Genomic DNA, 26313 nt, shown 5'->3' on the forward strand with positions numbered 1-26313 from the left:
CAAACTTATGGCTAAAAACAATGTCGTTAAATTAATAAAACTTGTAATTCACACCAAACTGTACAGTGCGACCATAGGCTTCGCTTTGCGCTAACACTTTGCCCCCAGTGTATTGGTTGCCTTGGTAATAGCGTAAATCGACATTGTCGGTTAAGTTAACCGCATCAAAATAAACCGATAAACCACTCACCACATTTAGCTTAGCTTTAAAGTCTAATGTTGCGATGGCTTGCTGGTATCTGTCGGTCCAATCTTTACAATGCTCTAGTGGATAGCTCTCGTAGTATTGACGATCCACATAAGCATCAAATACTTCTTGTGCTAACTCACGGTTATTAACATCCACCGCGTGCAGATCAGACAAGGTAACATTGGCTGGTGCCGTGCCACACGAACCTATCTCTTCCAATATTTCTGAACGATAGTTACCAATAAAACGCAACGATAGATCATCGTTTTCCCAACCCACAGTTAAGTTAGCCATCATGTCAGCTTGATCTGGCAAGGCTATCGTTCCGAGACGCACACTCGGATCCAGTTCTGCTTCACTGCTTTGCAGGGTTAAGTTACTTTGCACAAAAAAGCCAGATTCAAAAAATTGGTTGTAGCTTAATTCCATACCAAACACACTGGCGGCATCGCCGTTAAGCGTGTAGTTAATGTCTTTCAGTTTGGTATTTTCAGGAATGATAAATTCCGACACTTGACCCACAGGTAAAGTGATTGGCAACTCATCTATACGCAACGACGCACCCGACACATCAACAATAAAGTTTTTAATGTCTTTGTAGAACAAGGCAGCTTCAATAAATAAGTTCTCTGACTCATACCAACTAACAGAAAAGTCAAAGTTGGTTGATGTCATTGGGATCAGGTTAGGGTTACCTAGCTCCAAAGTATTATCTGCTGATAACACAAAGTCTTGAATATCCAGTGCTGATGCACCCCACACGTCGTTATCACTGGCACAGCGATCGTCTTCTCGGGTGTTGTCGCACAAGGTAATGTCGTTTTTAAACTGGGCATACGCGCGGTTTTGCTTAAAGGTAGGACGGGTATAACTGGTCCACACTGCACCACGCACTAACAATTGGTCGGTCGCTTCCCAACGTAAATGGGCACTCGGGAAAAACTCACTGTATTTAATTGAAGTGGCTGGTAGTGGCACAAAAATATCCAACGCCGCACCATCACCATCACCAACCGCAAACTCATCGTTCGATAACGCCATGTTACCGGTTGATGAAAACTCAGTTTGTACATAACGTACACCCGTGATCAGTTTAACGTCTTCTAGCAACTCCATTTCCGCCATGACATAAGCTTCGCTGACATCTTCTTGCAAGGTATAGTCACTGGCTGCGCTTTCAAACGATAAAACCCCATCCGAGCCATCATAACCTGTCGCTGCATATTTAGTTGGTCCAACAATCGACACTAAGTATTCCAGCGCTGCATTGTCGATAAACGGATATTGAAATTCGCTGTTCAATGGTAATTCGGTGCTAAAGCCTAAACCGCCATCAGCCAACGGCGTGGCAATATCCGCTTGCGATACATTCAACGCCGCAATACAGTTAGCTCGCTCTGCACTACCTTCTTCATAAGTGCCGTTACAACCGGCGGCACTTGGCACAAAACTCCAGCGGTTTTTGTCAACTTCATTAATGCGCTCACTGACTGAAAAACCGGCTTTAACGTAATACAACCAGTCAGAGTCAAAATCATATTTCAGATCGGCTTTAAACGTCGATATTTCATCAATTTTAATGCTGTCTTCAAGGAACATGTTATCAAACAGCCAATCAGACGGTTGATCTGAACTATCGTAATCGCCTTCTTCAAAACCGGCTAAGCTGTGGCCAGCGTAACTATAGCCTTCATCGTTAGGCAAGGTGCCTTGTTCAGTGGCTTGCAAGACACGATAAAACACTTCGTCTTTCGTGGCTTGTCCATATAGCAATAAGTCACGGCTGCGGATCTGCACACGACGATCATCTACCGATTCTTCACGCGCTTTTGAGCTTGAATAGTCCCAGTTAAACGTAAAACTATCGCCGAATAAATGCTCGCCGCCGATATTAAACGTTTTAACTTTTTGTTCTGACTCTTGAATAAAGTATTGATGTTGCAACTCACCATCGGCTACAACAAATTCTTTAGTTTGACTATCAACAAAAACCACCTCTGGCTCAGTCGAAACACTTGTTGGCGGCAACACTTGCCATTGACCATCTACCGCTTCAATACCTGGCATTTGTGCTGCAAAAATACCGCGATGATCATAGCTGGCGGTATCAAAACGGAAGTACTCACGATACGCGACATCGGCATCTGCAAAGCGTACATAATTGCCTTTAATGTAAAATTGGTTGGCGTCATTAGGACGAAATTCAACCGTTAAGCCTAATGTATCTCGTTCACGATCAGCCACTTCTTGGCGGGTTTCAACTTGATAAGGAGCAATAACTGGATCGCCCGTAGCCACCCCAACATCAGGCTGCCATTGAGCAATTGGCCGATAAGTATTGGTTGAATGATGACGCTGTTCATTAACCGCCGAGGCTCGCTCTTCAGATGAAATAACATAGCCGACACCTATGGTTTCATCGGCAAATAAATGCGTTCCGTCTAACGTAAATTTAGGTGAGTGCTCTTCACGCAGTTCTGAATACGAGTCTTGCACTTTTAATTTTAATGAATTGCCTTGGCGGTCGAAAGCTGAAATGGATTTAACATTAACCGCACCACCAATAGAGTTTAGGTTCATATCTGGCGTTAAGGTTTTCACCACCTCAATCGAGCCTAAACTGTCGCCGGCAATGCCATCTAAGCCCACTTTGCGATCTTCACCGGCACCGGCCATTTCGGCACCATTCATATTAACCGAAACAAATTGCGGCCCTAACCCCCGAACGGTGACGTATTTACCCTCACCTTCGGAACGCTGCAAGCTAACGCCTGGTAAGCGTCGCATCGACTCTGCCACGTTCTGATCAACAAAGTTACCGATATCGTCGGTAGACACCACTGAACTAAACTGATCTTTTTCGCGCTCCATCATGCGCGCTTTTTGATCACTGTATTGAATACCTTTGACTTCAATTACTTCCGTCTGCTCGTCGTCAGCTTGTTCGTTTTGTTGTTCTTCTGCTGCCAGCGAGACAGACGAATAGCTCAGCAATATGGCTGTCGCTATTGAATTCATTTGCCATCGTTTCATCACGATCGTCCCCATTTTGTTCTCTCTGTCTTATGTAATGTCAAAAACCAGTGCCACCGGTGGCAGTAATTTAGCACCGACACCAAAGCTATGTCAAACTTGTTTTTAATTTGTTAAATAAAATAACACTAGCTTGTTAACCTTGGGTTGATAGCAACATTAGCCCAGCACCTTTACTGACAGAGAAAAACGAAAAAGCCCAGTTAAAACCTAAGAATGGCGTGGTTTAAGCTCACTTTTGACAACCCGTTTCAGCTACTTTTTACAGCACGCCGACCTTTGCTAAAGGGGTTTGGTTTTCACAATTCCTATATTATTCAGTTATATAAAAAGTATTACTTATTAAAAATTAAACCAAGCAAACAAAATAGCTATCTTTACGTTAGGCAAAGCTAGATACCATCAAGCCTGTAGCTTTAAATGCCAAAGCAACAATTAAGACAAGATGCATCTGAACGTAAAAAAACCTTTGATTAACAAAATTCATACATATAGACTCAGAGTCGAAACTTATTTTTTATCGATTTGCACTGCTTTGTGCTTTTTTTAAAACCGAATATGCCACCGGTAGCAATAAAAGAAAGCGGAAAATTGATAGTGAAGATAAATGATAAATAGGTTGGATCAACAAAACGACTCGACTCGCTCGTTTCGTAAACTTAATTGCAGTTTAAATATAGGCATAATAATGAACTACAAATTACCACTGCTGCTCAGCGCAGCTATGCTGAGTGCCTGCTCCTCAGATGATGACAATAACAAGAATAATCCCGCGTCTAATCCAACATCAGGCAAAGTTTTTATTCAAGGTAACAGTGAGCAAGGTCAAATCCTAACGGCCAGCCATGATTTAACCGATGCAGATGGCGCGATCCAAATAACCGCTTACCAATGGCAAAAAAATGGCGCAGATATTGAAGGCGCCACCGAACAAACACTGACCTTAAGCCAAGAACATGTCGGCAGCGAGATCAGTGTTAAGGTTTCTTTTACCGATGGAGTGACTCCAACCCAGCAATTAACTACAGCTAAAACGGCAGCGGTCGTCAATGTCGATGACGCCACCACAGGCTCAATTGCTATTTCTGGCGAAATAAAAGAAGGCCAAAGCTTAACCATTGACAATACCTTGAGCGATCTCGATGGCACCATTCAAATTAATAGTTATCAATGGTTAGCTGATGATACGCCAATCGAAGGAGCTACGAGTGACAGCTTTACCCCAAGCCAAACTCAAGTCGGTAAAAAATTAGCCGTGCAAGTTACCACTAGTGGTGGTTCGGTAACTGGGCAAACCTTTACTTCAGCCAGTACCATAGCCATTGTTAATATGAACAATGCACCAAGTGGCACATTAACCGTTAATGGAATTAAAAATGCAGACGGTGAATTCCAAGCCAATGATACTGTGAGTGTCAGCCACAACTTAGCGGATGAAGACGGCTTAGGCGATGTTAGCTATGAATGGCATATTGATGGTGTTCTTGTCGCCAGCACAGACAGTTACACGCTAGTTGATGCCGATGCAGGCAAAACGTTTACGGTTAGCGCTAGCTACACAGATGGCTTTGGCAACCCGCATACAGTCACAACCGATGCTCAAGCCATTGCCAGCGCTTTGATTACCCCTGTCACTGTATTTACTTGCCCAGAAAATGACAGCGATGTGTACTTTTGTGATGATTTTGAAAATGGCTCACTCGCCAAATGGAACGATTTAATATCCACATACGGCCTAGATGCGCCAGGGGTATTTGATGTTTTAGATGATGGCGTGAGCCAGTCGATGCGTTTTACGGCAGGAACACGCGGCGGTAATAAAGTTGATGGTGAATTAATTTTGGTCAAAGGCGACCAATTTACTAATGTGCCCAATAACTATGCATTGGAATACCGTATTCGCCCACGTAACAACAGCAACACAGGTAACAAATACTTATTTGCTATGCTGCGCTACGAATCACCTCTAAATTGGTATTTGGGCGGCTTAAATATGCAAAGCTCAACCAGTTCAACCCAAGTAGAAGCTGGTTATGCCTCTACCGCTGACGAGATCCAACGCAAGTTACAAGTCAAAGCACCGATTGAATTAGGTGAAAAAGGCGGCACAACGGATGGCGTGTGGTATACCGTGCGTTTTGATGCAATTGACGATACGTTAACCGCTTACCTAGATGGCCAACAACTTGGCTCATGGCAAGATGACAAGGCCCTGTACAATGCAGCCGGACTCATTGGTTTTTATACTTATAACCGCTCATTTGAAGTGGATTATGTCAAAGTGTTTAATCCGGCCATTAAGCCTGTGCAATTAGCATTAAATTACACGGCAACAGAATGGGTTAGCGCCGCAGGCAGTGATCCACTTGCCATTAATGTCAGCGCAATCCAAAACGACGGCAGCACAGCCGATACCTTTACCGCGATTTCAAGCGACAGCGCGATTGTCGAAGTGAGTGTTAATGGCAATACTGTTACCTTAACGCCAAAAGCTCAAGGTAATGCGCAAATTGTGTTTACCGCAGGCTCAGACAAAACCGTACAAAAAATCCTAAACGCTAACATTGAACCCGCTTGGATCATGCCAACCACTGACTATGGCAATCTTGGTGGTGCGGTCAGTCCTGATCTCGGGGCGACTGGCCAATACATTGATGGTAAATTTGCAATCACGTTTGACAATACGCCAACAGGACTTGGCACCACAGGCGAAGTGCGTATTTTCAATGCCAATGGCGACTTAGTCGATCGTATTAAAGCCAGTGGCGAAACCAATGAAATTGGTTTATCGGCAGATAATAAAACCCGTGTACTCAATCAAGCGCTGTTAACCCTAAATGGCAACCAGCTTATTATTGAGCCGCACCGTGGTGTCATTAACTACAATGAAACCTACACAGTGACTATAGGTAACAATGTCGTACTAGGTGCAAAATTAAACGGCATGGATTTTAACGGCTTAGGCGATAATGCAGGTTGGCAAGTGTCAACGCAAGCACAAGGGCCAGATGCTAGTGCCACCAGTATCACAGTTGATGACGACGGCGATGCTGACTTTAGAACCGTACAAGCGGCTCTTACTTGGGTTATGCAAAATACGGCTCAAGACGCCGCTATTACAATCAATGTGAAAAACGGTACGTACAACGAACGCCTGTATTTACGTAACAAAGACAACTTGTCGATTATTGGTGAAAGCCGCGACGGGGTAAATATTGCGGCGGAAAACTACGAAGGTATTAATACTGGTTCAGGTAAAGGCACTGATGTCGGCTCTAAACCTGCTGGCGGACGCAGTCTGTTTTTAGTTGAAGGCGGTGATCTTCTCACGCTCGAAAACCTAACCATCACCAATACTCATGTGCGCACTGGCTCAGGCGATCAAGCTGAAACACTGTACTTTAACTCCAAAACCGGTCGTTTAATTGCTCGAGATGCCAACTTTATTTCTGAGCAAGACACCTTACTGATGAAGGGTTACAACTGGTTCTACAACAGTAAAGTTGCGGGTAACGTAGATTTTATATGGGGTTACAGTGTTGCTACCGTATTTGAAAACTCACAAATTGTGACCTTAGGTGATTCAAAAGTCACAGCCAAAGGCGAAACAACCAGTTCGGGTGGCTATGTATTGCAAGCCAGAACCGAAAACGCCTCGGATCCAGGCTTTGTATTCTTAAACTCGGAGCTTAGCCACGCAGCGGGTCCGAAAGGAGTAACCGTACAAGCGGGATCAACTTATCTTGCTCGTAGCGGTGGTGACGCCAAAGTATTTGATAACGTCACTTTTGTGAATACCAAAATGGCGGATCACATTGCAACAATTGGTTGGGCATATAAAGGTATTAACAGTCAGCCGGCACCAACGCCAGAAACCGCGTCAGCTGCATCTGGCTGGAAAGAATACAACAGCATGGACGCTAATGGTAATCCGTTAGATATGTCGAGTCGTTGTGACAATAACGGCAGCTGCTATGAATTAACCCAGCAAGAATACGAAAACCAATTTTGTAGTCGAGCTCAAGTATTTGCGGGCTTTAATAATGGCGCAGGCTGGGATCCACACCCAACAGACACCAGCGACGACCATTGCCCGTCAGCCAAAGCCGAAGCATGGAAAGAAGGTGCTGCGGTACTCGGTGGTAGTGGTACGTCGGCCTCTGGCAGCATAGTGACGCAAAGTGCTAACGAAGTAACGATGACAGCCAAAGGTGGTAAGTTTGAAAGCGCCAAAGTGTCTTTCTACTTAGTTTCACAAGAAGTCACGGGAGATTTTGAGATCACAGCCAACCTTAACTCAATTTCTGGTGGGATCTTACGTGAAAACTCAAGTTACCAATTCCCTGCTGGACTCATGATGTGTATTTGTGACGGCTCAGCGGCAACAGTTGGCACCATGGCCCATATTGGTGTCAACGACATTAATGGCTCAGCGAAAACCTTGGCTGATGCCAGTGTCGATTATGTCGCCAGCTATGGTCATTTTACCAGTACTGCTGCCGACGCCAGTTGGGGTAAAACCGGTAGCACTGCAGTCGTGCCGGGTGATGATCTGTATTTCAAACTCAAGCGTGACGGTAATGATTACTACGTGTATTACTCAACCGACGGCGGCGTGAACTACAACCAATACGGTGCCAGTAACTTGAGTGATTTACCAGCCAGCGTCAAAGTAGGTATGTTTGCTGCACCAAATGGCAGTTCAAACGAGCCAACTATCGTCTGGAAAGACATCAAAATTAGTCAATAAACTAATGGAAGGGTTGGTGGTGCGAGTGACAGGTTTAACTACACTCAAACCATCAACCCTACCACCAAACCACCAAACCAATACCCAAATAAAGCGTTAAATCGTAAAGAGCGAATATGAACAAAACCATTTCCACTGTTTTATGTTTACTCACGAGTTTTTGTTGTTACGCCAACCCTTATTGGGTTGACGATTCATACAATGTGGCTAGCCGGTTTGCTAAATACCAACAGCAAGATCCCAATCTCAGTTTGCCGTTACTGCAATTTCAAGCAGGCCAAGTTATTAAACCCGATGTTCGGTATCGGCAGGCTATTGTGAGTGACAAACAGCAAAGCGCCAGCGGCGACAAACAGCTCCAACCGAGTCTGACACGCGATTTACATCTCGATATTTTTTATCCTTCTGTGTCGGCAAAATCGAATCAACATAAAACCTTAGTATTAATTCATGGTGGCGGTTGGCGTTCAGGCAATAAATCCCATCTGTGGCCAATGGCCAACTTACTTGCGCAACGTGGCTATACGCTTGTCATTCCCGAATACCGCTTATCCGTTGAAGCGCCCTATCCTGCGGCCATAAACGATATTAAAGCTGCGATCCAATGGATACGCCAACAAGCACAAACACAACACATACCCAGTGATAATATTAGTTTACTTGGCGGCTCATCCGGCGGCCATTTAGCTGCCCTTATCGCTTATCAAATAAACCATGACCTGTCGTTGCCAGAAAACCAAGCACACGAAACAGCAACACAGCAACACACCAAGCGGATTGCCGCCGTGATCGATCTTGATGGTGTATTAGATTTTACTGATCCGCTGGCGCTCAAATATGAAAATCGCAAAGGCGATAAATCAGCGGCTGCCCTATGGTTAGGTGGAAGTTGGCAACAAAGCCAAGAAATATGGCAACAAGCCTCGCCAACGACTTATTTAAGCCCACAATCGCCACCAAGCTTAATCATTAGCAGTGGCCAAGCCAGATTTACCGCGGGTAAACAACGCGTTAAGCACCACCTAACCCAGCATAACATTCCTTATCAATATCATGAGTTTGATCAGGTTATTCACACCTTTTGGTTATTTGAGCCTTATCTTAGTCAAAGCGTTAAAACCATAGACAATTTTTTACAAAGCTTGGCACCTTAACTCAAAAGTTTTGGTTTGCTGACCTGTAGGCGAGACTTGGCTTCCAAGCCCCTACTTTTGGTAGTCTTGCTCTTTTGGTTAGAAAAGTTTGCAAGCTCTGCAAGCTCTGCAAGCTCTGCAAGCTCTGCAAGCTCTGCAAGCATAAATGCTCGCCCACAAAAATATCCATTAACAAGCATTACTTAGTTTGTAACCAATATTTATCTTGGGCGACAAGCTGTTGGCTGGCTGGACTTAAATCAGGGTTAATCAATTGAAAAGACAAGCGCTGATCAAGGCGCGTACGATTAAATATTTCAATAAAACGTGGCTCTGCGTAAAAAAACGCGTCAAATGAACCATCATCAATCATACTTTCTAAGCCTTGGTGTAAGCGTTGATGCAAAACGCTATTTTGCTTGCTGACAAAAAAGTATTTAGGCAAGGGATATCGAATATACAAGCTACGCTCAACCACAAAATCGGCCTTGTCTTTAATTTCGCGCCATGGCTCGTAAATACCGCGCGGGTACATATCAAATCGCTTACCTTTTAACATGGCTAACATGCGGGATTTATCCCCCTCAATCACGTTAAAACCGTTATGTCGTAAAATGGGCACGTCATTCCAGTTAAACCCTTGGCCTAACTTAATTTGTTTAAGTTGTTGTATATGTGAAACACTATCAAATCGACCTTGCTCATCTGCTCGAATAATAAATATGCGATAACCTTGCATACCTTTTAACAATGGCACATAGACTGCGGCGAGTTGCGACTCTAAATCCAAGTTAGTCGCAGACCACATCAGATCAAGTTCTCCCGACTGCAGCATGCGCGCAACCCGTGCTTTGGGAAGGTTGCCAAACACAGCCTGAATTTGATAATCACCAAACTGTGCTTGTGTGCGTTGCAACACCTGCTCTAATAACTTAATGAAATAGGGATTGTTAGCGTCACTGGATAAACTGGATGTTTGATAACGTATTACATCGCGCGCTTGTGAAAAGCCAGATAACAATAGCAGCGCGACTAAGATTAAAGTTAGTTTTATCATGGCTACTACCGAGCAGTTTACGACTCAAGTTAATGGATCACTACCTCAAAGTTTAGCTGGCATCTACATATAGTCAAAGCGATCAGGTTTTAGGGGAAGCCGTCAAGCTTCGAGGCCCCATGAGCATATGCTCTACTATGTGATTGGGGCGAGTAAGCGCTGACAATGAACCATAAGACCTGAGCGAGAAGACTATAAGTACAAATGAGAATCAGTTTCTTCTCGCTTCAAGCTAAGGGTTTTATTTGGAATTTCCGCGTTGGATACAAGTATTAATAGCGCATGAACAACCTGCCACTCACTCAAGCAATACACATTTCACTATCAAAATCACAAATAACTGACTATAATTGCCACCGGTAGCATTTGTTTTTTGAACTTATCAATCTGGATAATACGAGGTTTCCTAATGTTTCACTGTCGTCGCTTCTTTCTATTGGGATTAAGCCTAATATGTACATTAACCACTACGCAAACTTGGGCGATGTCAACGGCCGAGTTAGATGCTTTATTGCCTGCTGAACCGCAAATGCCAAAGCAAGTATGCCACACATTGCGGGCGCAACTGAGCTACGTTAACTGGCGTTTACCCGCCGACATAGATCAAGATCCTGCCAATTCCAATCCTGACGGGCAACGCATACAACAAGCGTTAAATACTTGTGGCAAGGGACAAGCGGTAAAACTAGTCACGGATAAAAATAATAACGCCTTTTTAGCAGGGCCAATTCAACTACCAAGTGGGGTTACCTTGTGGGTCGACAAACAAGTACGCCTATTTGCCTCGCGTAGTCCACGTGATTACGATTTAGGTGATGGCGTATGTGGTAACGCATTACCTAAAATCAAAAACCGTTGTAAACCTTGGATCTATGCCAAAAATACCCATAACAGTGGCATTGTTGGTGAAGGCGTTATCGATGGGCGTGGGGGGGCAATTTTAACCTCGGGAAAATTGGCTTTTAAAGCCACTTGGTGGGACCTTTCAATGCAAAGTAAAGCCAAACCCAAATTAGAACAAAACAATCCACGCATGATGCAAATCGACGACAGCAGCCAATTCACCCTGTACAAAATCACCATTCAAAATGGCGCAAAATTTCATTTTAAATCGAAAAATGTCGATGGCTTAACCGCATGGGGAATTAAACTTTTAACGCCATCACTGGCATACAGCAAACCTGGTTACCAATGCCCAAAAGACGAGCTACCTAAACCTGGAAAATTAGACAAACCCAGTACCTGTTTTATTCCTGAGCTAGTTAAAAATACCGATGGGTTTGATCCTGGTACCAGTAAAAACGTAACACTAGCCTACTCCTACATTAGTACAGGTGATGACAATGTAGCCATAAAATCAGGCAAAGCGACTAACCGCCCTGCTACGCAAAATCATCTTTATGCACATAATCAATTTTATTACGGTCACGGTATGTCAATTGGCAGCGAAACCGACGCGGGTGTCGACAACATTAAGGTTTGGAACTTAACACTAGACGGCATGGACAGTAGCCACGGCGTAGGCATACGGATTAAGTCAGACGGTAAGCGTGGTGGTTTAATTAATAACGTTTATTATAAAAATGTGTGTATGCGACGTGCAAAAGATGCCTTGGTATTTACACCTTATTATAGCTCGACGAAAACCAACAAACTGCCACCCAAAATGACTAATATTGTGTTGGAAGACTTTTACTACTCTGATTATCCAAACGCTAAATACAACAAGCCATTAGTGAATTTTGCTGGTTATCACACAGTGAAAAACGGCCAAGCAATCACTTATCCATTGGATATCACCTTAAATAATGTTGTGTTTGAATCCAAAGCCAAAATCCGCGACAACAAGCACTTTCATCACCATCATATAAATTACAAAATTGGCGAGCAAGGAATAGTGAATTTTCCTTTGCGCAAGCAAGATGACATTAGTATCAATCGTTTACCGGCAAAAGCAGCACAACCTGTAGATTGTAATGGACGTTATCAACCCTTCCCTAGCCCAGACTCACCAATATAACGGCAAGCATGAATGTTCGCCAACAAAGTTACGGTTGTAGGGCAGGATTTATTCCTGCCAATGCGGAATGGTTAGATACCCTGTGTTAGCGGATGTAAAATCCGCCCTACAAGGTTGCGCCTGTAGGGCAAGGTTTATTCCTGCAAACACATAGTCTGTAAAAGTTCTTGTGTTAGCGGGTGTAAAACCCGCCCAACAAGGTTACGCCAAGGGCAGGATTTATTCCTGCAAATGCATAGTCTGTAAAAGTTCTTGTGTTAGCGGGTGTAAAATCCGCTCTACAAGGTTGAACATGCAAATACATAGTCGGTAAATTAATTACCTTCTGCGAAGATATAAAACAACCTATGGTTTATCCATTTCATTACGCTGAATAATTTTGTTAACGCTAAAGCAAGGCCTGATAAACCAAGGCGCGCAGTTTAGCGTGATCATCAATATCACCGGCAGGGATAAGTTGAGTTAAATAAACCACCAACAAGTCATTTTTCGGATCAACCCAATAGGTAGAATGATACGCGCCGCCCCAGCCAAACTCACCTACCGCACCTGGCACGCCGCGTAAACCTAAATCGTTAACCACGGTAAAACCCAAACCAAACCCTACCCCTGGTAACCAATCCAGTTTGATATCGCCAAGATGGTTTGTTGTCATTAATGCAACTGATGACGGCGACAAAATGTGTTGCTCACCATAGCGACCTTGATTTAACAGCATTTGCAAAAACTTTGCATAATCGAGTGCAGTTGATACTAAACCTGCACCACCAGACTCAGCTATACCTGGGTTACCTAAATAATGGCCTTGGCTCACATTAAAACCTTGTTGCGGTGCCCGTGTTATTTTGCCATTGCCTGTACCATTAGCGCTGTAAACTGTCGCTAAGCGCGCCTGTTTATTGGCTGGAACAAAAAAATAGGTGTCATGCATAGCAAGTGGCTGAAATATTTTTTGCGCTAAAAAATCACCAAGGGTTAAACCAGATATTTTTTCAATGATGACTCCTAAAATATCAGTATTAAACCCATAAACAAAACGCTCACCCGGCTGAGCCTCTAACGGTTGTTGAGCAATTTTATTAACCCAAACTGCCATAGGTTGGTTTTTGTCGGCGAAGTACCATTCGGTAAACCCTGCTTGCTGCCATTGATGAGCATACTCTCCCCAGCCATAACCCATGCCCGAAGTATGGGTCAGTAAATCACGAATGGTAATTTGTCGTTTGGCTTTTTGTAAACTCACTTGACCATCAGCATCTTTGACTCTGACCTGCATATGGGCAAATGCGGGTAAATATTGGCTAACCTTATCGGATAACAGCAGTTTACCTTCTTCCTGCAACATCATAATCGCGACACTAACAATGGCCTTGGTCTGCGAAGCAATACGAAACAAGCTATCAGTTTGCATCGCCACTTGTTGTTCTTTATCTTGCTGACCGAACGCGTTGAGATAAACCACTTTGCCCTGTTTAGCCACCAAAGCCACACCACCGGCTAACTGATCTTGCGCAACATACTGAGCTAAATTGGCATCCAACCGAGCTAATCGAATTTTAGAAACACCAAGCACTTCAGGGTTAGCTAATATTTTAGGGTCAACTTGTAACTCAGCTTGAGTCAAACCGGCGAGCCAATATAGACAAATGGCGATAATTATTTTTTTCATACTTTTCTCAACGCTAATTAAAATAATACTATAACACTTAATTATCAAAAGTATGGTTTGTTAGAACATTATTCAACAGCGAGGTGATTGGTGGGCTTACAAGCATGAATGCCAATGCCAACAAGGTTACGGTTGTAGGGCAGGATTTATTCCTGCAAATACAGAATGGTTAGATACCCTGTGTTAGCGGATGTAAAATCCGCCCTACAAGGTTACGCCTGTAGGGCAGAATTTATTCCTGCAAACGTTTAATCAGTTAGAGTGTATTGGGTTAGCGAGTGTAATACCCGACTTGTTGGGCGTACTTAAACAGCTTTTCTGGATAAGTCCCCGCCCACGAATAGCCTTCGCGCCGTTCTTGCGAGATTGCCATAATATCAAAATAAACGCCGCCGTCGCGGTCACTAAAAAAGCCGACATCCTGCTCTAGTTGATAAAAGCGATACCACATGGTTTTGCCTGGTGCGGCTTGGATCGGATTATACAAAGGGTCTCGTCCTTTGTTTTCACGTTTAATTTTGACATAGGCGCGATCTTTTACCCCCACTTGATCAAACCATCGCAACGCCGCCAGTACCGCTTGCTTTATCTCTGGGGTTTGCGGTTGGCTCATCAAATAACTGGTGATAAGTACCGATTCACTGCCGCTTTTAGACGCTAGCTCATAAATTCGCGCAGGTTTTGGGGCGTAAGTCACAGGATCATGCTGCGCACACCAAACCGTTTTTACTCCGTTTTGCTTTATCTGAGCCTTTAAAATATAGCGAATGCCCGTAGCTATCGCTTGCTCTACCCGCTTATGCTGAGCCGCACTAAATAACTGGTTATTAACTGGCGCGTGTTGTTGTTTAATCAGATCCAGCAATAGCAGAACACGGATCATGGCATTGTCGTTAAACGTTACGTAACTAGAATAAGCGGTCACCCCCTGTGGGTACTGACTACGCGTAGGGTACACTTGCGGCCATCCGCCGGTTGGGTATTGCATGATGAGTAAATAATCTAATGCACGACGTGCCGCATCTTTATAGCGTTTGTCATGACTGCGCTGAAACACATTTGCCAAAAAAAGTATTTCGCTAACAGTGGCATTGTTGTCTATGGTGCCGACCTCTGTGCCATTGTCACCCAACCAACCGGAACGCGGAGATTGGCCATCCCAAGGTTTGAGATAAACCGCCGGTTTGTGTTTAAAAAAGCCGCCTGACGCTAATTGCCAACTCAATATTACATCGGCTTTTTGTTGATCTTGTTGCAAACGTTGTGCTTGAGTTGATGCCGAGCTTAGCCAAGCTTGATATTGGTTAAGCGCATTATTCACTGGATTACCTTGTTGCGGTAATGTCGATAGGCTGGCATTGCCAGACTGCTTGGCTATCGTTACTTTCGTGACTGGAACTTTGGCAAAATGAGCAGTGCTACAGGCCGTTAATAGCCAAGAAAAAACCATCACCAACCACAATACTTTCATCGTAAACCTCAAACCAAGCAAAATAAAACCCATAAAGAGACAGTATAAAATTAATTGCCACCGGTAGCAATTATTGTCTGTTATGATAAATTAGCAACTTAATGACGAAAATTGTCGTGAAAAGCACGGCATATTAAACGTCAAGATCCAATATCGTTTTGCAAACTAGGTGACTCCATATGACAACTCAAAATGCCGTTTTTCAGCGCTACATTAATAACGACAATGTTTGGTTAGCTAAAAGCACACCACAAGAAAACCTGTTAACGGATCATGGCATAACACCTTGCGTATTGGCATCAGAAGATGAAGTAGGCCAAGCCATGTTACAGGAGTTGTATGCCACTGCAGCTGAAAAAACCGGTGATATTAATATTGCTCTGTTAGGCGGGCGTGGCGGCCAAGCATTGCACAAATTGCTAGGCGAGCTTGCCAAAGGCTCAGAGCAAGATGACTTACTCGCGCGGTTAAATGTATTTACGCAAGACGCATTGGCACCTATGGGTATGAATAATGGCTTAAGCTTTGTGCGCGATTTTGAACGCATTTTAGGTAGTGCTTTTTTTGACAAAATTAAAAGCTTTACACCGATGCAAACTGATTTAGACGATTTAGAAAGTGGCTTAATCGACTATTTAAATAAGCTTGAAGCATTAGGCGGATTAGATATTTTCTTTATTGGCCATGGGCCTGAGGAAAATCAAGCCTCGCACTTGGCTTACATCAAGCCATTTTCGGGAGCACAAAGCCATCACGTCGCCGGATTAATCCCCATTTCCAGTAGTATTTTAGAGCACCATATTAGCAAGTTTAAAGCCGGAGGCAGTCAAATAAGCGCGAGCGATGAGGCTGAGTGTCGCAAAGCTCAATATATTTTAACTTTAGGTCCAGCGGCGATTTTACAAGCCAAAAAAGTGGTTCAGTCTGTGGTTGATGCTGACTCCGCCCCCGCTAAAGTCGCGACTTACGCCAATGTACTTAATAGTGAAATAAGCTCCGACCTAGGTACTGACAAACAACAGGCATTAGCCCAGCTCAATGCAAACCCTGGCTTGTGGATCCGCTTACATGCCAACTGCAAATCATTTGTTTTACCTAACTTAAATGTTTAAAACTTAGTAACAGCAAGGCGCTGGGTTTATCAGGACGCAGCTCACTTGCCAAAATGGCGCGAAAACGAAATAGCTCGACAACGAGATTAAATAATAAGGACAAACGATGAAATTGCTATTTAGCGCTATTCTGACATTGATAAGCTGTGTGCTCTACGCCCAGCCAGTCAATTTTGTAGCTAATTTAGCCCAAGGTTCAGGCTCTTATCAGCTAGAAATTTCGACTACATCGCCTAACCGCCAAATTGAAGTTCATTATTACAAGCCGCAAATATTTAACTCACAAACGACTGTCATTATTGTCGTGGCTGGCGCAGGCCGCAATGCCAATGATTACAGAGACAGTTGGATAGCTCACGCAGAAAAATATAACTTACTGGTTTTATCACCCGCCTACCCTCAGCAGCAGTATGACTTTGCAGCATATCACCTTGGCGGAATAGTAACGCAACTGAAATTCAAACAGCCTAAAGTCGAAAAACACAATGGCCGTATTACAAAGTATCGGTTAAAAGACCAAGATATTTCTTTTACTATTGAGAACGATAGAGCCAAATGGCTATTTGATGACTTTGATGCTCTATTTAATAGTGTTAAGCCATTATTAGGCGCCAAGCAAACGGGTTATGATTTATTTGGTCATTCAGCTGGCGGGCAAATACTCCATAGATACGCATTATTTAAATATGGCTCGCAAGCCAATCGGATTGTCGCAGCTAATTCAGGGTTTTATACATTACCCGATCTGACCTTGCCGTTTCCTTGGGGCTTGTTAACAACTAATATTAGCCAGCAGGATGTCAATTCGGCTTTTTCTAAGTCATTGTTTGTCTTGCTAGGGGAAGCGGATAACGTCAACGAAACGCGCGGTACTCTGCTACACACACCTAATACTGACCAGCAAGGGCTAGGACGACTCGAAAGAGGCACCTACTTTTACGAACACAGCCAAAAACAAGCAAAAATGGCAAAAGCTGTTTTCAACTGGCAAAAAATACTGGTGCCAGATGTTGGCCATGACTATAAACTAATGGGCAATGCCGCTGCCAAGTTACTGTATGGTCAACCCTAGATATGCATAAAATTTAACTCACATACTATTGGTTAGTTTTAACAAACAAAACAATCAGCATTTTTAGTCAATAAAACATAGCTAGACTAGCAAACTTAAACGTTTAAATTTATTATTAAGCAATATGTCCGTTTGAGAAAAATCATGTCTAGCTCTGATCAAAAAAGTAAACCACTCACACTGAAAAGTGTCTCTAAAATACTAGGCGTGTCGACTGCGACCATCTCCAATGCCTTTAACCGCCCCGATCAACTGTCTGCCAAATTGCGAGACAAAATATTAAAGCAGTGTGCCGAACTTGGGTATCACGGCCCAAATTTAACGGCTCGCTCGTTACGTAAAGGGGAATCCGGCGTAATAGGTGTTTTACTAAGTGACCCCCTTGCCTACTATTTTACCGATCCGGTCGCCAACCAATTTTTAACCGGCATAGCCGAGGTATTAGAGCAAAATCATAAACAGCTGCTTATGTTATCCGGCGCAGAAGCCGAAAAACACAATAGCGGTATAGAGGCCCTGCCTGACGGCTTTATCGTTTACGGTAGTCAGGAAAAAAATCCGTTATTTGCGCGGGTTATGCGCACCAACAAACCCATAGTTACCGTCGATTTTGATACAGGTGACTACGCTTCGATTAATATTGATAATCAGCAAGCCGCAGAATCTGCCGCTCAGTACGCACTAGCACAGTGCCAAAAACCCGACATTGCCATTTTAGGGCTACGGCTGATCCAATCGGATCGCGTCTGTCGCATCACTGAAGATGAACTGTACGACGAAGGCGAATCTGTCTCGCGGCGGCGGTTAACCGGTTATATGCAAGCCATTGATAAAAAGGGATTAAAAATAGCTTCAGACAAAATATGGCACATACCACATAACACTCATAACAATGCATTACAGGCTGCGCGCGAGGCATTATCCATTCACCCACTTCCTAATTGCATTTTCTGCATGAGCGACGTGATTGCGGGAGCTGTACTAACGGTTGCGAGAGAAAAAAATATTCCTGTACCAAACGACCTAAAAGTCGTTGGTTTTGATGATATTCCAGAAGCCAGCAGGACTAACCCACCATTAACCACAGTTTGCCAAAAAAGTATTGAAAAAGGTCGATTAGCCGCCAGCAAATTGGTCAAAGGCGAGCTTAAGCAAAAAACCATTTTAACAACTGAATTAATAAAGCGTGGAACCGTAGAAAACATAGCCTAATCAAGGTTTTGAAGGCGAGCATTTATGCTTGCAGAGCCATTAAGTTAACGATTTTCGTAGGTTTACCGTGGTCTGTTCCAGACGCCCACGGTATTTCCTACATCCTGTAGGTTGGGTTGAAGAATGAAGCCCAACAAATCCAAAGCTTGTGTTGAGCTTCGCAAGCTCTAGGGATTTTTGTTCCAGACAAATCCCAGCTACTTATATCCATAGAAGCAAGCACCAACCGTTGGCTTAAGTTAACGGCATTGGCATTTATGCTTGCAGAGCCTTTACATTACTTCTCCCATCCCTTCAAAACCCACTTTAATTTTAACGTTTTAGCACGAGCGAATGAATTTAGCCTTGCGTGGCAAGAAAATAAAACTATGTTTTTTATTAATACTTTCATTAAGTTAAAGATTTTCATATCAATCAGAAACATTTAGCGCTTGCACGAACTGAAATTATAACTTAAATTTAACTTAATCGTTTAAGTTGATATATATTCTTACATAATTAGGTGAATTATCAGTATGGCTAAACATAATCAAGTACAGCTCATTACCTATGTCGACAGGCTAACCAGTGGCGGAATCCAAGACTTACAAAACCTGTTGCATAACGAATTAGAGGGTGTGTTTGGTGGCGCTCACCTACTCCCTTTCTATTTTCCGATTGATGGCGAAGACGCTGGTTTTGATCCTATCGATCACACCCAAATTGATTCTCGGCTTGGTAGTTGGCAAGACGTAAAACAGCTTGGCCATCATTACCAAGTAATGGCAGACATGATAGTTAATCATATGTCTGCGCAATCACCAGAGTTTTTAGATGTGATTGAAAAAGGCACTCAATCTGTTCACTATGATCTTTTTCTTACCAAAGACAAGATCTTCGGCAACGACGAAACACAAACCGATATTGAGAAAATATATCGCCCTCGTCCCACGCCATGCTTTACGCCGATTCAATTAAAAACAGGCGAAAGCAAAGCGTTTTGGACAACATTTACCGCAAATCAAATCGATATTGATATCAATTCTGACCAAGGCAAAGCCTATTTAGAGCGTATTTTAGATACCTTTGCCAGCAATAATATATCCTTAATTCGCTTAGATGCCGCAGGATATGCGGTTAAAAAAGCCGGCACCAATTGCTTTATGCTGGAAGACACATTTGCGTTTATCAATGATTTATCTGAGCGCGCCAAACAAAGAGGCATGCAATGCTTAGTCGAGATCCATTCGCATTATCAAACACAATGTGAAATCGCTGAACGCTGTGATCTGGTATACGATTTTGCCTTACCTCCTTTAGTACTGCACACCCTGTTTAACCAAGACGCTGCACCTCTTGCCAAGTGGCTTGATATATCGCCACGTAATTGTGTCACCGTACTCGATACGCATGATGGTATTGGCATTATTGACGTAGGTAAACATGGTGATAAACCGGGCTTATTGAATGACGCCCAGATTGATGCATTGGTTGAACAGATCCATGTTCGAAGCCAAGGGCAAAGTCGTCAAGCCACCGGCGGCGCCGCCAGTAACCTTGACCTTTATCAAGTCAATTGCACTTATTACAACGCGTTAGGCGCAGACGATAAACTATACCTAATCGCCAGAGCTTTGCAGTTTTTCAGCCCCGGCTTACCGCAAGTTTACTACACAGGTTTACTCGCAATTGAAAACGATATGGCATTGTTAGCAAAAACTCAGGTGGGACGAGATATCAACCGCGCGTATCTCGACTTAGACCAAGTCAAACAACAGTTAACCTTACCTGTTGTTCAAGGTTTGATTAAGTTAATTAAAATGCGCAATACACACGAGGCCTTTAATGGCAGTTTTAGCCATCAACTTGACGATGGTCAATTATGCTTATGTTGGCAAGAGCAAAATAGCCAAGCCAAGCTCGTACTCGACACCAACACGCTTAATTGCTTTATTGAACTAAACCACGCTAGTGGCGACATTGACGTTATCACTATTGATGACATGCTGGCTGCATAATAAAAAATTTCCATATGGCTACAAACACACTGTGATGTAGCCATTCTTTCGTTAAGATCTTTAAGGTTTTTAAGGAGCTGCCACACGTGTTAGAAAGCGATGTCCGAACGATTGCAACCATTAACACACGTTTAAATCAAGCGTTGAACTGGGCACAAGATAATTTGCATCTTGGTGTGACAACCGATGACTTAGCGCAGCAAGCGTATTTAACCCGCAGTACTTTTGATAGGCACTTTCGCCAAACCATGCAAACTAGCCCGCACGTGTGGCTAACCGCAATCAAGTTAGAGAAAGCCAAAGCTCTGCTTATCTCGAGTCAACTCACCATTGAGACTATTGCAAAATCGTGCGGTTACATATCAGCCTTGTCACTTAGAATTAGTTTTAAAAAACAATTGGGTATAACCCCAGGTCAATTTCGCAAACAACATTGCGCCTAAAAACCAAGTCTGAAGCAGCTCTACAACTATTGTCGAAATAAATTTCGACCTACAACAATTCCAAAAAACTTAAACATTTAAGCCAAAATAAAGCTATCAAACCCATTTTCACATTCCGAAAATATAATTTTATTTCTTTATTTTTCATATTATTAGCTGAATTAAAAATTAAATGATTATTTTCTACTTGCCTTTAACAAATTTATTACACTAAAATAAACTTAATCGTTTAAGATTATTTAAAAAACACAATCGTTAGACTATATTTAAGCACATGAAGTAGTGAACTACTGGGAGCAAACACAATGCAAAAAACGTTTAAGTTAAGCACCACTGCCATCTTTGTTACAACAGCCTTACTCAGCAACCAAGCATTCGCTAATGAAGATAATCAAGAAAACAAGCAAGCCGATGCATTGGATTTTGAACAAATCATTGTTACAGGTACACCTCGTGCGACAACCAAAATGAAATCAAGTGTGTCGGTTAGCACAATTGAAACGGGCGATGTAGAGATTGCGTCTCCGCGCACATCAGCCGAAATTTTACGTTCAATTCCAGGTATTCGCTCAGAGTCTACCGGCGGTGACGGCAACGCCAACATTGCGGTACGAGGGTTACCTGTAGCAGCCGGTGGCGCAAAATTTTTACAGTTACAAGAAGATGGTTTACCTATTTTGCAGTTTGGCGACATCGCATTTGGTAATGCGGATATTTTCTTGCGAGCTGACAGTACCATTGAAAGTATTCAAGCTGTACGCGGTGGTTCTGCGTCAACCACAGCCAGCAATGCGCCGGGTGGTATTATCAATTTCTTAAGTAAAACAGGTGAAAGCGAAAGTGGTAGCGTTGGTGCAACTGTTGGGCTTGATTACGACACAATACGTTCTGATTTTGAATTTGGTGGTTACTTATCTGATGATGTGCGTTTTCATATTGGTGGTTTTGTTCGCGAAGGCGAAGGCGCTCGCGAGTCAGGGTATAACGGGCTTTCAGGTGGTCAAATCAAGGCTAACCTAACCAAAGAGTTAGATAATGGCTATGTTCGCGTATATTTCAAACATTTAGACGACCATAGCACGGGCTATTTACCTATGCCTATGTATGCAGACGGCAGCTCTATTCCCGGATTTGATGCGCAATCAGACACCCCTCATTCAGCCTACTTATTGTCAACGTTACGCTTAAATGGTGACAATAATATCAGCCGAGGTGATGTGCGTGATGGTATGAACCCTGTAGTAAACGCAATTGGCTTTGAAACCTCGCTAGATTTAAGTGACGAGTGGAAGTTTGAAAACCGTTTTCGTGTTTCTAATATTTCAGGCTCTTTTGTTTCGCTTTTCCCAGCAGAAGTCGCCGATAGCGACACCATTGCGACCTCTTTTGGTGACGGTGCCACCTTACATTACGCAAATGGCCCAATGGCAGGCCAAGCGTATCCTGATAACGCCAATGGCAACGGCTTAGCTATGCGCATTCATACCTTCGACGTCGACATTAATGACTTTGGCGGCATTGTGAATGATTTAAAACTAACTCGAACTTTTGATGAGCTTTCCGTCACCGCAGGTTATTACGTCGCACGTCAAGAAATCAGCATGTCTTGGTTGTGGAACTCATACTTAATGGAGGCGAAAGGCGATAATGCCGCCTTGCTTGATGTGCAAGATAAAGATGGCAATCCCTTATCGGAAAATGGCCTATACGCATACGGCGTGCCTTACTGGGGTAATTGCTGCCAACGTAACTACGACCTGACTTACAATATTCGAGCGCCTTATTTAGCACTTTCGACCGAGATCGGTAATTTCACTATCGATGCCAGTATCCGTCGTGACGAAGGTGAAGCTGTTGGTACATACGCTGGAGCTGTACAGCAATCCATTGATATGAATGGCGATGGTAGTATTTCAGTTCCTGAGCAAAGTGTTTCGGGTATCGACAATGCCAATTCACAAATTGCCAATTATGATTGGGGCTACACCTCATACTCTATCGGTTCAAACTACAGCATTGACGATAGCAACTCAGTGTTCGCAAGGGTTAGCCGCGGGGGGCGAGCCAACGCCGATCGTCTCGCCTTTGGTAAAATTCGCCCTGACGGTTCAGTGACCTCGGAAGATTCTATCGACTTAGTCGACCAAGTTGAGGTTGGCTACAAATACAAAGGTGATGGCCTTGGCTTATTTATTACTGGCTTTATGGCAGAAACCGAAGAACAAAATTTTGAAGCCACAACGCAAACATTCTTTGACCGCGTATACGAAGCAACAGGTATCGAGCTTGAAGCCGCCTACAACATGGGTGACTTTAACGTAAAAGGCGGTTTAACGTGGACAGATGCTGAGATCACGCAAGACCAAGTCAATCCCAGTGTTGTCGGCAATACGCCGCGCCGCCAAGCTGATTTGCTATACACTTTAACAACCTCTTACATCATGGATAATGCCACGGTTGGGGTTAATTTTATCGGTACAACCGATGCCTACGCGCAAGACAATAACGATCTTAAATTCGACGGCTATACTCAAGTCAATGCATTTGCTCAATACCTGATCACGGAAGACTTTTCCGTTTCATTAAATATCAATAATGTGTTTGATGTTGTGGGTATTACCGAAGCTGAAGAAGGAACGGCGGCCAGTACAGATGTGATCCGCGCCAGAACCATTAATGGCCGCACCTCATCTGTAGCATTACGTTACAGCTTTTAATGCTCACGAGCCACGGCTTATGCCGTGGCATCACAAGCCAATTTATTTAGCGTATATCTTCAACGACTCAGGGTTTAGAAAACGATGCAAGCAAGCAATGCCAATTTAGCCACCATCCGCTGGCTCACCTATTTAATGTTTATGATGTTTGCTATGACAACAGACGCAGTAGGTGTGATCATTCCTGAAATCATCAAGGAATTTGATTTATCGATGACAGCTGCGGGGGCATTCCATTATGGGCCAATGGCGGCTATCGCTGTCAGTGGCATTTTGTTGGGTTTTCTGGCGGATCGATTAGGTCGTAAAAATACGATAATTATTGGTTTGTGTATATTTGCCACAGCCTGTTGTTTATTTGCGCTGGGTAATAGTTTTAGTTTCTTTTTGTTTTTACTCGTACTGTCGGGTTTAGCTATCGGTATATTTAAAACCGGCGCATTGGCTTTGGTGGGTGATATTTCACAATCAACGGAAAATCACACCAAAACCATGAACTTGGTTGAAGGCTTTTTTGGCGTAGGGGCCATTATCGGCCCATTTATTGTCACTTACTTTCTTAGCCAAGGTTTTAGCTGGAAATACCTCTACATTACGGCAGGTGTCATTTGCATTTTATTGTGTATAACCGCGGCTTTAGTGCAATACCCAACAACCCATAAAAAATCAGCCGAGCCAGTGAGCTTAAAACACACCATAGCTATGCTGAAAAACCCTTTTGCGCTCGGTTTTTCCTGTGTTATCGCGCTCTATGTAGCTGCGGAAGCGGCCATCTATGTTTGGATGCCAACCTTGTTAGCCAACTACGACGGCTCGTTCACCTTTTTAGCGACATGGTCACTCACCATCTTTTTTGTTTTACGTGCATTAGGGCGTTTTTTAGCCGTTTGGTTACTCAATAAAATCGCATGGGAGGTAGCTATGCTTATTCTCTCAAGTGCCATTTGCATATGTTACCTAGCAAGTATGACCATGGGGTTAGACGTCGCCGTTATTTTGTTACCTTTGTCCGGCTTATTTATGTCAATGATATACCCAACGCTTAATTCAAAAGGCATTAGTTGTTTTGACAAAAAACAGCATGGCGCCATTGCTGGCGTTATCTTATTTTTTACCGCAGCCGCTGCCTCATTTGGTCCAATGTTAATGGGCGTGTTTAGTGACATAATGGGTGGACACGCCAAATACGGCTTTTACATGGCAACAGGTTTTGCTGCACTGTTGGCGGCAGCTATGTGGTACAACTGGCTGAAACGCCCTGCGAGCCGTCAACTCAGTAACCAAGATCACGCGGATTACGACTGATAACGCCAATATATCGATAAATAAAATGACTGAAAATTTAGGTACAACCAAGATGAATTATTATGCTGCAATCGAGGCAGGGGGCACAAAATTTAACTGTGCGCTGATCAGAGACGACCAACATATCGTTAAGCAAACCCGTATTGCGACCACAACCCCAGAACAAACCTTAAATCAGGTTGTCGATTTTTTTCAGCCGCTGCAAGCGCAATACACAATTGAGTCGTTAGGCCTAGCCTGCTTTGGCCCAATTTGCCTAGATAAACAAGCTGAAAATTATGGTGGCATCACCACCACCCCCAAACCCCATTGGGCAAACACCCCCATTAGCCGCCAATTATCTAAGCGTCTTAACTTGCCTGTGTTTTTTGACTCAGATGTTAATGGCGCAGCATTAGGTGAATACCTTTGGGGGGCAGCACAGCAAACCAATGTGGCGGTTTACGTGACAATCGGTACAGGACTCGGTGGCGGTATTATTGTTAACGGTCAAATTTTACATGGCTTACACCACCCTGAAATGGGGCATATGTTGATCCCATCATCAGTAGAGCAAGGTCATTGCCCGTTTCATGGCGGGTGTTTAGAAGGCTTAGCCTCTGGTACTTCCATGGGTAAATTATGGCAACAACCAACGCAAACGCTAGACGACACGCATGAAGCATGGCAGTTGCAAGCTGATCATGTTGCCAGTTTTTGCCATAATTTACTGGTGACTCTGGCACCTGAAAAAATCATACTCGGCGGCGGCGTAATGCAAAAATCTAGTTTACTCACCATGATTATTGAAGCCACGCAGACAAAACTGGCAAATTACCTAAACCTAGGCCGTCCTATGCAGGAGATTATTGTTGAGCCCGCCTTGGATCAAGCATCTGGATTACTCGGTGCGCTGGCGCTAGCCCAAGGCAAAGGACGCCATGGCATTGGCTTAAAGTAATCGTAAAAATGCCCCGCCATAAAATCAGTAATCTCAAAGCCGTATAATTACAATACGGCTTTGCAGTTGGCTCTGTTGTACTTAATTGTTGTTTATAATTACATTCCAATTTAAACAGCATCTTATGTAGGTCGAAATTTATTTCGGCGAAAGGATACGGCAGGTTTAGTAAAAGACACTAACGGGACAGCC

The 26313-nt window shown here is 43.5% G+C and carries 16 protein-coding genes; 11 read left to right on the plus strand and 5 right to left on the minus strand.

From position 1 onward, the window contains the following. Positions 1-31: 31 nt before the first annotated feature. The gene (locus C2869_RS22320) at positions 32-3223 is read right to left on the minus strand and encodes a TonB-dependent receptor (RefSeq protein WP_108605273.1); all 3192 of its coding nucleotides are present in this window, start codon (positions 3221-3223) and stop codon (positions 32-34) included. 688 nt (positions 3224-3911) lie between these two features. Between C2869_RS22320 and C2869_RS22325 the strand changes: the two genes are divergently transcribed. Together C2869_RS22325 and C2869_RS22330 are read left to right on the plus strand one after the other, a co-directional pair. Continuing rightward, positions 3912-7973, plus strand: coding sequence for a pectinesterase family protein (locus C2869_RS22325; protein WP_228710856.1), 4062 nt, complete (start codon positions 3912-3914; stop codon positions 7971-7973). 116 nt (positions 7974-8089) lie between these two features. Next, positions 8090-9127 (plus strand): alpha/beta hydrolase, encoded by a 1038-nt coding sequence (locus C2869_RS22330; protein ID WP_108605274.1) that lies wholly within the window; start codon positions 8090-8092, stop codon positions 9125-9127. Here C2869_RS22330 and C2869_RS22335 read toward each other — a convergent pair. Both C2869_RS22335 and C2869_RS22340 read right to left on the minus strand, forming a co-directional pair. Beyond that, entirely contained in the window at positions 9124-9270 is a 147-nt protein-coding gene (locus C2869_RS22335; protein WP_159084291.1) for a hypothetical protein, read from the minus strand. The genes C2869_RS22330 and C2869_RS22335 overlap by 4 nt on opposite strands. Before the next feature lie 35 nt (positions 9271-9305). Then, complete coding sequence (locus C2869_RS22340) at positions 9306-10163, minus strand: hypothetical protein (RefSeq protein ID WP_108605276.1); 858 nt, start codon at positions 10161-10163, stop codon at positions 9306-9308. 409 nt (positions 10164-10572) lie between these two features. Here C2869_RS22340 and C2869_RS22345 point away from each other — a divergent pair, with 409 nt between their 5' ends. Continuing rightward, complete coding sequence (locus C2869_RS22345; RefSeq protein ID WP_108605277.1) at positions 10573-12183, plus strand: glycoside hydrolase family 28 protein; 1611 nt, start codon at positions 10573-10575, stop codon at positions 12181-12183. Between the two features lie 388 nt (positions 12184-12571). On the opposite strand, the gene C2869_RS22350 is transcribed toward C2869_RS22345, so the two are convergent. After that, entirely contained in the window at positions 12572-13852 is a 1281-nt protein-coding gene (locus tag C2869_RS22350; protein ID WP_108605278.1) for a serine hydrolase domain-containing protein, read from the minus strand. Between the two features lie 271 nt (positions 13853-14123). Beyond that, positions 14124-15323: a pectate lyase gene (gene pelA / locus C2869_RS22355; RefSeq protein WP_228710857.1), complete on the minus strand. Its 1200-nt coding sequence runs from the start codon at positions 15321-15323 to the stop codon at positions 14124-14126. A gap of 179 nt (positions 15324-15502) precedes the next feature. Here pelA and C2869_RS22360 point away from each other — a divergent pair, with 179 nt between their 5' ends. The 8 genes from C2869_RS22360 to C2869_RS22395 all read left to right on the plus strand — a co-directional run bounded on the left by C2869_RS22360 (position 15503) and on the right by C2869_RS22395 (position 26121). Beyond that, positions 15503-16435: a sugar phosphate isomerase family gene (locus C2869_RS22360; protein ID WP_108605279.1), complete on the plus strand. Its 933-nt coding sequence runs from the start codon at positions 15503-15505 to the stop codon at positions 16433-16435. Positions 16436-16541: 106 nt separating this feature from the next. Then, positions 16542-17507, plus strand: coding sequence for an alpha/beta fold hydrolase (locus tag C2869_RS22365; RefSeq protein ID WP_108605280.1), 966 nt, complete (start codon positions 16542-16544; stop codon positions 17505-17507). A 144-nt stretch (positions 17508-17651) separates the two neighbouring features. Beyond that, positions 17652-18719, plus strand: a complete 1068-nt coding sequence (locus C2869_RS22370; protein WP_108605281.1) for a LacI family DNA-binding transcriptional regulator — start codon at positions 17652-17654, stop codon at positions 18717-18719. 515 nt (positions 18720-19234) lie between these two features. Continuing rightward, complete coding sequence (gene gtfA, locus C2869_RS22375) at positions 19235-20716, plus strand: sucrose phosphorylase (protein ID WP_108605282.1); 1482 nt, start codon at positions 19235-19237, stop codon at positions 20714-20716. 86 nt (positions 20717-20802) lie between these two features. Continuing rightward, on the plus strand, positions 20803-21159 hold the full coding sequence (locus tag C2869_RS22380; RefSeq protein WP_159084292.1) for a helix-turn-helix domain-containing protein: 357 nt from the start codon (positions 20803-20805) through the stop codon (positions 21157-21159). A gap of 305 nt (positions 21160-21464) precedes the next feature. After that, a complete protein-coding gene (locus C2869_RS22385; protein WP_108605284.1) occupies positions 21465-23876 on the plus strand; it encodes a TonB-dependent receptor domain-containing protein in 2412 nt (803 codons plus the stop codon). An 84-nt stretch (positions 23877-23960) separates the two neighbouring features. Further along, positions 23961-25181 carry an MFS transporter gene (locus C2869_RS22390; protein ID WP_108605285.1) on the plus strand — a complete coding sequence of 407 codons (1221 nt, stop codon included), beginning with the start codon at positions 23961-23963 and terminating at the stop codon, positions 25179-25181. A gap of 25 nt (positions 25182-25206) precedes the next feature. Continuing rightward, positions 25207-26121, plus strand: a complete 915-nt coding sequence (locus tag C2869_RS22395; RefSeq protein ID WP_108605286.1) for an ROK family protein — start codon at positions 25207-25209, stop codon at positions 26119-26121. Positions 26122-26313: the final 192 nt, after the last annotated feature.

The organism is Saccharobesus litoralis (genome assembly GCF_003063625.1).
GTDB classification, from domain to species: Bacteria; Pseudomonadota; Gammaproteobacteria; order Enterobacterales; family Alteromonadaceae; genus Saccharobesus; species Saccharobesus litoralis.